At 44.2% G+C, this 4,182-nt stretch carries 5 protein-coding genes; all 5 read left to right on the top strand.

What is annotated here, in order from left to right; genetic code table 11:
* Positions 1–47: 47 nt before the first annotated feature.
* Entirely contained in the window at positions 48–248 is a 201-nt protein-coding gene (locus tag AACZ75_RS15530) for a hypothetical protein (protein WP_339874111.1), read from the top strand.
* Positions 249–479: 231 nt separating this feature from the next.
* On the top strand, positions 480–737 hold the full coding sequence (locus AACZ75_RS15525) for a hypothetical protein (protein WP_339874109.1): 258 nt from the start codon (positions 480–482) through the stop codon (positions 735–737).
* A gap of 26 nt (positions 738–763) precedes the next feature.
* A complete protein-coding gene (locus tag AACZ75_RS15520; RefSeq protein WP_339874107.1) occupies positions 764–1,159 on the top strand; it encodes a hypothetical protein in 396 nt (131 codons plus the stop codon).
* Positions 1,160–1,173: 14 nt separating this feature from the next.
* On the top strand, positions 1,174–3,825 hold the full coding sequence (locus AACZ75_RS15515; protein WP_339874105.1) for a glycine-rich domain-containing protein: 2,652 nt from the start codon (positions 1,174–1,176) through the stop codon (positions 3,823–3,825).
* Between the two features lie 37 nt (positions 3,826–3,862).
* On the top strand, positions 3,863–4,182 hold a 320-nt coding region (locus AACZ75_RS15510; protein ID WP_339874103.1), incomplete at its 3' end, for a hypothetical protein.

Below are 4,182 nucleotides of genomic sequence, written 5' to 3'. Positions count from 1 at the left end.
ATCAAATACAAGTTATAACGACGTAGCAGCATAGGAGAAAAAAATTTATGGCATCAACATATACAGACCTTGGTATAGAACTAATGAATACCGGCGAAAACGCTGGTACTTGGGGAAACAAAACTAACGCAAATTTAAATCTTATAGAGCAATTAACAGGTGGCTTTGCTACTGTATCTATTGCTGGTGGAGCAGGAACAACTACTTTAGATGTTGATGATGGTGCTTTAACAGGTACGGCTCAATAAAGAATTATAGAATTTACAGGATCAATATCTGGAAACAGAATTGTTACAATTCCAAATGACGTAGAGACTTTTTACATTTTAAAAAATTCTACTTCTGGAGCTTACACAGTTCAATTTAAATATGCTACTGGTTCAGGAGGCAGCACAACTTTTTCAGCTACAGATAAAGGAACTAAAATTGTTTATGCATCAGCTAGTCCAGATGCTACAAATCCTATTATTGTTGATGTTATGGCTAATTCTTCAGAAATTGCTTTAACTAATAGTAATCCAATAAAATTTCAAGACGCTGATAATTCAGCATTTGTAGGAATAGATGCTCCAGCAACAGTTTCAGCGTCTTATACAATAACATTACCCGCAGCAGTAGGGGCTTCTTCTACAGCTTTAGTAACAACCGATGCATCTGGAACTCTAGGGTGGACAGCTACATCAACTTTTGGTATAACAACAGGAAAAGCTATTGCAATGGCAATGATTTTCGGATAAATAATAAATATAGGAAATAAAAAATTATGGCAAATCCAAATATAGTAGCAGTCACAAATATTCTAGGTGGTAATTTAGGTTGGAATCTATCCGCTACAGCAACGACTACTTTAGTAACAGTAGCCGCAGAAAAAATTTTAAAAATAAACAGAATCACAGTTGCTAATGTTGACGGAACAAATGCCGCAGACGTTAGTTTATATGTTGACGGTTTAACAACAGCCGGCGCAACAGGACTCTCCGCAACAGGAGCAAGTGCAACAGTATACATCGCAAAAACAGTCTCGGTTCCCGCTGACGCAACGTTAGTATTATCAGACACGCCCATCTATTTAATGGAGGGTGATATATTAAAAGGTGGAGCTAGTGCAGCGAGTGATCTAGATTTATTTATTTCATACGAAGTATTAGACGACGCATAGGAAGGTAATTAGCTATGGCAAATGGCGGAATTATCGGACCAGTCAACACAGTCACACCTGCACCGGCACAGAAAACAACTCAAGTAACTTCTAGTTCAAGTGTTACACTTGAAGCGACTACTACAACTGTAGATTTTGCTATTGTCGGCGGTGGCGGCGGAGGTGGTTATAACTATGGTGGAGGTGGTGGTGCTGGTGGAGTTGTAACAAGTTTTTGTAATGCATGTCTTAGTGCAATCCCTGTTACAGGAGGAGCAACTGTTCCTATTACACTAGGTGGAGGTGGAGCAGGAAGCAGTGGTGGTCCTACAACAGCAGGAACTACTGGGACTAATTCAACTATAGTAATTGAGTGTACTCCTTATGTAGGAGCTGGCGGTGGCGGTGGTGGAGCTGGTCCAACTGCAGCAGCTGCTGGTGGCTCAGGTGGTGGTGGAAGTGGTTGTGGTAGCGCAGCTGGCGCTGGTAATACTCCAGCGGTACCAGGACCTGGTGGTGGACCTCAAGGAAATGCGGGTGGCTCACCTGGTGGTGGAGGCGGTGGCTATAGCGAAGCTGGTAATACAGATGGAGCTAGAGCTGGTGGCGATGGAATTGCATTAACTGTTTGTGGAACACCTTACGCTTATGGTGGTGGAGGAGGAGCTGGAGGTCCAGCCGGGACTCCTGGAACTTCCCCTGGTGGAACCGGCGGTGGAGGTGACGGAGCATTAGCAGCTACTAATACAGTAGGGGCTGAAAACACTGGTGGTGGTGGAGGTGGTGGAAATAGTACTCCTTTCATTTCAGGTAAAGCTGGTGGAAAAGGTGTAGCGTTACTTAAAGAAAATTATGTATGTGGAAGTAAAGCACCAGGTGTTTGGTCCATGAATTCAGTTTACGATTTTGTAAGTGATGATAATTGGGTTTCAAGAACCGCGGCAATTGATTATATGGTAGTCGCTGGTGGTGGATCAGGTGGTGGTGCATATGCAGGTGGTGGTGGTGGAGCTGGAGGTTATCGTGCATCAGGATATGGACCAAGTCCATTACAAGGATCAAATCAAAATTTAGGTTTAGGAACATACGCAGTAACAGTTGGAGGAGGTGGTGCAGCAGTAAATTCACCTAGCGCTGGAGCTTTTGGTAATAAAGGAACTAATTCAGTATTTAATACAATAACATCCACAGGGGGTGGTCGAGCTGGAGGTCCATGTGGTGTAGCTGCTGGAGATGGTGGATCTGGTGGTGGAGGTGGTCAAAGAAATAACTCTCCTGGTGGATCTGGTAACGAAGGTGGATTTGCAATAGCAGAAGGTTTTGATGGTGGGAGATCAAAAGTAGCGGCACCTGGAACAGCAGGCGGTGGAGGTGGTGGTGGAGCAACTGCCGTTGGAGCTAATGGAGAAAATAATGCTGGAGGTACAGGGGGTGCAGGATCACCAAATACAATATTAGGAACAGATACTTCATACGCTGGCGGTGGTGGTGGAGCTGGTGAGGGACCAGGAGGAAGTAGTGGAGCTGGAGGATCAGGGGGTGGTGGAGCTGGAGCACCAAGCGGAACAAATACAGCAACATCGGGGACAGCAAATACTGGAGGCGGTGGAGGTGGAGCAGGAGGTTATCCTTGTGGAGCTTATGCATGTAAAACTAGTGGAGCAGGTGGTTCAGGTATAGTGATCGCAAGAGCAAATTTAGGTCAAGGAGTTACGTTAACAACGACTCCAGGTGGTTCAGTTTCTTATATAGCAAATGGTTGTGGTGTTGACCAAATAGCAACCTTTACAGCATCAGGATGTTTAACAATCGCTGATGGAGATCCAAACGTAGTTCAAGCAAATTATTTAGTAGTCGCTGGTGGTGGTGGAGGTAGTGTTAGACACGCTGGTGGTGGTGGTGCTGGTGGTTATAGAGCTTCTGGTTATGGTCCAGCACCTTTACAAGGAAGCGCAGTATTTTTAAGTTCAGGTCCTTATACAATTACAGTTGGAGCTGGAGGTGCAGGTAATGCATCACCAACTGATGCATGGGGAATTAAAGGAAGTGATTCAGTTTTTTCAACAATAACTTCAACAGGTGGTGGTGGTGGTGGTGGTGAAGCTCCTGATGGAACATCTCCAAATGGTATAGGAGGTTCAGGTGGTGGTGCAAAAGGAGGGGGTGCTCAAACAGGTCAAGCAGGGAATACTCCTGCAACAGATCCTCCTCAAGGAAATCCAGGTGGTACTGGAGCTCCAGGAGGTTTCCCTGGATATAGAGGTGCAGGTGGTGGTGGAGCAACTGCAACAGGTTTATCAGGTCCAGCAAGTGGTAATGGAGGCGCAGGAGCACCTAACACAATTTTAGGACCTGACACGACATACGCTGGTGGTGGAGGTGGTGGAAGTTTTAGTGGAGGAACTGCTGGAAGTGGTGGTGCAGGTGGTGGAGGTAATGGTACAAATAGTAGTTCTAATGGTGGAAATGGAACAACTAATACTGGTGGTGGAGGTGGTGCATCTGGTTCTAATGGTGGAAATGGAAGTGGTGGTTCAGGTGGTTCAGGTATAGTTATTACAAGATTTCCAGGAGCAACAGGTGCAAGTGTTGCACCAGGAACTAATACAATTGCAACGTTGCCAGCACCAGAAGGTGGCTGTAAAGTAGCAACATTTACTGTATCAGGAACGTTGACAATAAGTTAAAATTAAAATATATATAAAACACTAAGGAGATAAAAATATGGCACATTTCGCAGAATTAAAAACAAAAGTAGATCCAACAGGATTCACAACTGATACTCATCAAGTTGTTGAAAGAGTTGTAGTTGTAGGAAACGATTGCGTTCCTTCAGACATGCACGCTGATGGTGAAACATGGTGTATTAACTTTTTCAAAGGTGGAATTTGGAAACAAACTTCATACAATAATAATTTCAGAAAATCTTACGCAGGTATCGGAATGATTTATGATCCTGTTAAAGATAAATTTTTAAGTCCGCAACCTTATGCTTCATGGGCATTAGATGCAAGTGACGATTGGCAAGCGCCAGTAACTTATCC

It is taken from the genome of uncultured Brevundimonas sp. (genome assembly GCF_963975535.1).
Taxonomy (GTDB): Bacteria; Pseudomonadota; Alphaproteobacteria; order Caulobacterales; family Caulobacteraceae; genus Brevundimonas.
The sequence above is the reverse complement of the archived record's forward strand: the minus strand, read 5'-3'. Positions and strand labels throughout refer to the sequence as shown.